At 63.7% G+C, this 5,145-nt stretch carries 3 protein-coding genes, 1 tRNA gene and 1 pseudogene; 3 read left to right on the top strand and 2 right to left on the bottom strand.

Annotated elements, in window-relative coordinates; genetic code table 11:
* Positions 1-59: 59 nt before the first annotated feature.
* Together JWQ89_RS03355 and JWQ89_RS03360 are read left to right on the top strand one after the other, a co-directional pair.
* On the top strand, positions 60-1,574 hold the full coding sequence (locus JWQ89_RS03355) for a cytochrome c peroxidase (RefSeq protein WP_299638398.1): 1,515 nt from the start codon (positions 60-62) through the stop codon (positions 1,572-1,574).
* 100 nt (positions 1,575-1,674) lie between these two features.
* Positions 1,675-1,750, top strand: a tRNA-Ile gene (locus tag JWQ89_RS03360).
* 116 nt (positions 1,751-1,866) lie between these two features.
* Here JWQ89_RS03360 and JWQ89_RS03365 read toward each other — a convergent pair.
* Together JWQ89_RS03365 and JWQ89_RS03370 are read right to left on the bottom strand one after the other, a co-directional pair.
* Positions 1,867-2,859 carry a LacI family DNA-binding transcriptional regulator gene (locus JWQ89_RS03365; RefSeq protein ID WP_299638400.1) on the bottom strand — a complete coding sequence of 331 codons (993 nt, stop codon included), beginning with the start codon at positions 2,857-2,859 and terminating at the stop codon, positions 1,867-1,869.
* Positions 2,860-2,886: 27 nt separating this feature from the next.
* Positions 2,887-3,894, bottom strand: a complete 1,008-nt coding sequence (locus tag JWQ89_RS03370) for a Gfo/Idh/MocA family oxidoreductase (RefSeq protein WP_299638402.1) — start codon at positions 3,892-3,894, stop codon at positions 2,887-2,889.
* Between the two features lie 210 nt (positions 3,895-4,104).
* On the opposite strand from JWQ89_RS03370, the pseudogene JWQ89_RS03375 reads away from it, so the two are divergent.
* Positions 4,105-5,145: pseudogene (locus JWQ89_RS03375) on the top strand (extracellular solute-binding protein); the annotation flags it as partial.

The following is a 5,145-nucleotide window of genomic DNA, read 5'->3' on the forward strand; positions in this document are numbered from 1 at the left end:
CTCGGAAGGGTGCATGATAAATTCATTGCATGTGGAGCCGCGGATACACCATCTGGGTGTTGGCGATTGCTATCCTCGGAGCGACGGCGTTCGTCGCTCGCGATAGCGGGGCGCAAACTAGCCCGGCTCCAACACTACAATCCGAGATCGCGCAGGTCGAAGAGAGCGTCGATGAGCACTACCGCGAGGCACTCACCCAAACCAGCCAAGTCTACCCTGGTAGCCCTGAAGCAGTGGTCGCGGTCGGGAAGGTATTGTTTTTCGACAAGAATCTTTCTGTGAACGGCAACACTGCTTGCGCGTTCTGCCACACCCCAGAAACGGGGTACCAAGGGGGCAGCGACCTGATCAACCGCACGATCGTAGACCAACCAGGCTCCGTGCGGACGCGATACAGTCTTCGAAAGCCGCCAAGCGCGGCGTACGCAGCATTCTCGCCGCCGATTCAGTATCCGACCAAGACCGGCCAAGCCAAATGCGCCAACTGCTTCATCGGCGGCAACTTCTGGGATTTGCGCGCCACCGGCTTGCGATTGGGCAACCCGGCCGCCTCGCAGGCGCAAGGCTCGCCGGTCAATCCAACTGAAATGGCAAACCTGGAGCCTGCCTGCGTCGTTCGGCGCATCTCGCAACAACCATATCGCACGGCTTTCGAGAACGTTCTTGGACCACGCTCTTTCGACATCCAGTGGCCTGCCAATGTCGACGCTCTCTGTTCCAGCCCCAACAACAACCCGCTGACGCGCATCGGTTCTGAGGTTCCCGGTCCGAACGTAACCCCCTGGATCGTTCCGCTCTCAACCGCCGATCGCGTGCGGGTGCAGGACACGTTCGACTTGATGGCGCGCGCGATTGCGGCATTTGAGGCCTCGCCAGAAGTGAGCCCGTTCAGTTCGAAGTTCGATGCCTTTCTTGACGGGAAGGCGACGTTGAGCCCGGCGGAGATGCGCGGCTACACGCTCTTCAACGGTGCAGCACGCTGCAATGACTGCCACGTGGATGCCCCGGGCGACCCGCGCCCCCTCTTTACGGACAACACGACGTCAAACCTCGGCATACCGAAGAACCCCTCGCTTGCCTACTATTCGCAAACGACCCCGGATCAATACGGCTACGTCGTCAATCCCGAAGGCCAGGGGTTTGTTGATCTAGGGGTCGGCGGATACCTGAGGAGTCCGGAAAACGGCAATGCAGCATGGCGCGCACTGGCCCCCAGTTACGACGGTCGGTTCAGGACGGTAACGGTTCGCAACGTAGACAAGCGGCCCAATCCGGGGTTCGTGAAGGCTTACGGACAAAACGGCTACTTCAAGAGTCTCAAGGAAATCGTCCACTTTTACAACACGCGTGACGTGCTGCCGCATTGCGCGGTGGGCTCTCCAGGAGAGAAGGCCACTTGCTGGCCAGTTCCGGAAATCCCACGAAATCTCAACACCAAGTGCTGCAACCTTGGCCTGACCGATCAGCAGGAAGACGATATCGTCTCCTTCCTGGGCACGCTAAGTGACGGCTATTTTACGCCGACGGCGGTGTCGTCCGGCGTGCAGCGACCGAAAGAGGCGGCGCTCGAATGACGACGCGCCCCAAGGCCGGGCAGAATCTCGACGCATGAACCCACAAGCCCGAAAACGCCGGATTGACCTCGGCTCCCCGCCTGCTATTTGAGGCGCCCAAGGGCCCATAGCTCAATGGTTAGAGCCGACCGCTCATAACGGTCTGGTTCCAGGTTCGAGTCCTGGTGGGCCCACCAACCTCCGCCCAAGTATGTATTATTCCTTCGCTATCGCCACGTTTCTGGGTGGTGACACCCCGAAATATATGGACGACGGCCCCAACTGAACCAGCTCATGGGACTGGCGCTGACGATCAGGGCCGGCCGCCGGTGCTGCGGCCCCAGCGGATCTCGCAATTGACCAGCCGCTGCACCGGCTCGGAGCCGGGGTTCATGGCGATGATCTCGTCGAGCGCTGCGCTCACCGCGCCCAGGGGTGGCATGATGGTGGTGAGCGAATGGCAATCCCAGTGCGCCAGCGCCACCCCGTCGTGTCCGACTATGGCCAGATCGTCCGGCACCTTGAGGCCGAGCAGCGTGGCCGCGTCCTGCACGCCGACCGCCATCAGGTCGTTGCCGCAGATCACCGTGTCGGCGCCGGAGCGGCGCAGCAGCAGCACGCCCTCCTTGTAGCCGGACTCGTAGGAATAGTCGCCGTGCACCACGGCATCGAAGCTGAGGCCATGGGCCGCAAGCGCCCGGGAGAACCAGGCCATGCGCTGCTTGTCGACATGGCTTGCCGCGCGGCCGGAAAGGTAGGCGAAGCGCCGCCGCCCCTGCACCACCAGCCGGTCGACGATCTCGGCCGAGGCGGCCGAGGAATCGAGCCGCACGTCGAAGACGTCGCGGCCCTCGAGCGGCTCGGAGGAGGCGACAACCAGCTCGGCCGAGCGGAAAATGTGGGTCGCGTCCTCGATCGACACCTGGTCGGAATAGAGCACCACGTGGTCGACCTGGTAGGTCGAGGCGATGCGCATGAGCTGGCCGCGATCCTTGTGGTCGGCGCAGCAGAGCAGCAGCGGCAGAAGCTCGCGCTCCTGCAGCCGGTGGATCAGCGGCTCCAGCCCCTCGCCCTCGGCCGGATTGGCAACGGTGTTGACCACCAGCGCCACCAGCCCGGAGCGATTGCTGTTGAGCGTTCGCGCCATCGCGTTGGGGCGGAAGCCGTGCTGCTCGGCGAGCTTGAGGATGCGTTCGCGCGTTTCGAGCTTGATGCGCGTGCCGGGACTGAAAGCGCGTGAAATTGTGGCCGACGAAACGCCGGCCAGCTCCGCCAGCTCGACCGAAGTCATTCCCCTCTTGCGCATCGGTCCTGCTCTTTTTCGTTGTGCCTCTCAGGCGTGGTTTATGGTGACTGTCGCTCCATCGCCAGAGGCCGAGGCCTTGATGGCGTCCCAAAGCCGGGCAAAACGCACGCCATTGGCGACGGTGGACGGGTTCTCGAGCCTCTTCTGCCGCACGGCCTGGAAGGTGAGCATGGGTGTGTCGACGATTTCGAGCGTCTCGCGCAGCTCGGCGACCCCGCCGATGGCGACCTCGCGCCAGGCGCCCCAGGCATCGATCCGGACGATGGCGTTGGTGTAGAAGAACGTGATGGCCGAGGCGCAGCCCGGAGGGCCCTCGCCCGCAGCATTGAAGGTGACGAGCGCGCCGTTGCTCAAGCGCGCGGCGACCGCGCAGGCGAGATCGACCCGGATGCCGCGATTGTTGGTGAAGGCGGCGAGCCGCTCGAACTCGGAATCGGCGAGGACGCACACCGTGTTCATCATGTGCGCGCCGGTATCGAACATGAACCCGCCGCCGGAAATCTCGGGATTCTGCTTCCACTGCCCGTCATAGCTCTTGCGCCAACCCTCCCAGATCGAGGCATTGACGCTGACGAGCTGGCCGAAATCGCCGTTGCGGGCGCGGCGGCGGGTGTCGTGAATCAGCGGCGACAGGCCGCCCTGGAAGGCGATGACGACGGTGCGGCCGGTGCGGCGCTCCGCTGCCTCCAGCGCCAGCGCCTCTGGAACGGTGGTGACCATCGGCTTTTCGAGCAGGAGATCGTAGCCCGCCTCGACCACGGCCAGTGCGTTGGCGGCGTGGAGCACGTGCGGCGTGGAGACGTAGACGGCGTCCATCCTGCCCTGCTGATCGACGAGCATTGCCGCGTAGTCATCGTACTCAAGAGGACGCTTGCCGCCCGCCTTCTCGCAGGTATCGGCGAAGCGCTGGCGCGAGGCGGCGCTGACGTCCGCTGCCGCGACGATCTCGACGTCCGGCATCGCGGCCCAGCCCCTGGCGTAGTCCGCCGCCTTCAGCCCGGCCCCGATGACCCCGAGCCGCAATTTGCCATCCATGTATCTCTCTCCCATTCGAGGCGAATTCGCGAATGAATGTATACGATTGCATCGGCGCATTCTGCAAGTACGACAGGATTAGTGTATAAAATCAGACGGTTATGTCGTGATGCACGTACCGCAAAAACCAGTCTTGCGCATTTTGCGGTAGCGTATACATTTTTCGGGAGGCGGTGCTGGAGGCGCTGCCACGACATGGGAGGAGTCATCGTGAATCGAATGATCGTGGGCGGCCTTGCCGCCTTCGCGCTGGGGCTGCTTGCGAGCACGGCCGCAGAGGCGGAAACACTGCGTATTGCGCTGCACGGCGCGGCCGGTATCGAGGCGTTCCAGTCCACCGCTGCCGCCATCGAGAAGAATCTCGGCGTCACCGTCGAGATCGTCGAATACCCGGCGCCCGACAAGGACTACATGACCAAGCTCCTGACCGAGCTGGCCGCCGGCAATGGCCCCGACCTGTTCTCGATCCCGAGCGCCGCCGGCGTCGCCGACATGGTCGCCGCCGGCTACCTCGCCCCGGTGGGCAAGGAGCTCGAGGCCTGGGACGGCTACAAGGACTTCGTCAGCGTCGCCAAGGACCTGGCCAAGAGCCCCGATGGCGAGACCTACGTGATGCCCTCGATGGTGGGCATCCAGCAGATCTACTTCCGGCGCGACGTGCTCGAGAAGGCCGGCATTTCGACAGATCAGCCCAAGACCTGGGCCGAGTTGCTGGACCGCGCCAAGGAAATCAAGGCAAAGACCGGCGCCTATGGCCTGCTGTTCCCGGCCGGCACCAGCTGGGGGGGCGGCGCCTTCGACGAGGGCTTCCAGCACCTCATCATCGGCTCCAAGACCCCGCAGATCGTCACTGCCGACGGCAAGTTCGACCTCACCGGCGAGGGCGTCCGGGATTTCTTCCAGTTCTACTAGGACCTGATCGACAACGACCTGATGCCGGTGCAGCCGCTGCTCGGGCCCGAGCCGTGGGTGATCCCCAAGTACGAGATGTTTCCGCATGGCGAACTCGCAGCCACCACTTGCGGCTCGTGGTGCTACATTTTCGACTGGGGTCGCGAGAGCAAGAACCCGATCCCCGATGTAACCAAGGTCGTGGGCACCTGGGCCGATCCGGGTCAGGAGAGCGGTGAGTACGTGCTCGCCAACCTCGCCGCGCCATGGGGCGTCAACGCCAAGGCCGCCAACCTCGATCTCGCCAAGAAGGCACTGCTCGAAATCGGTTCCGTGCAGTTCCAGGTCGACTCGGCTGCC

It is taken from the genome of Devosia sp. (assembly GCF_028290645.1).
Taxonomy (GTDB): domain Bacteria; phylum Pseudomonadota; class Alphaproteobacteria; order Rhizobiales; family Devosiaceae; genus Devosia_A.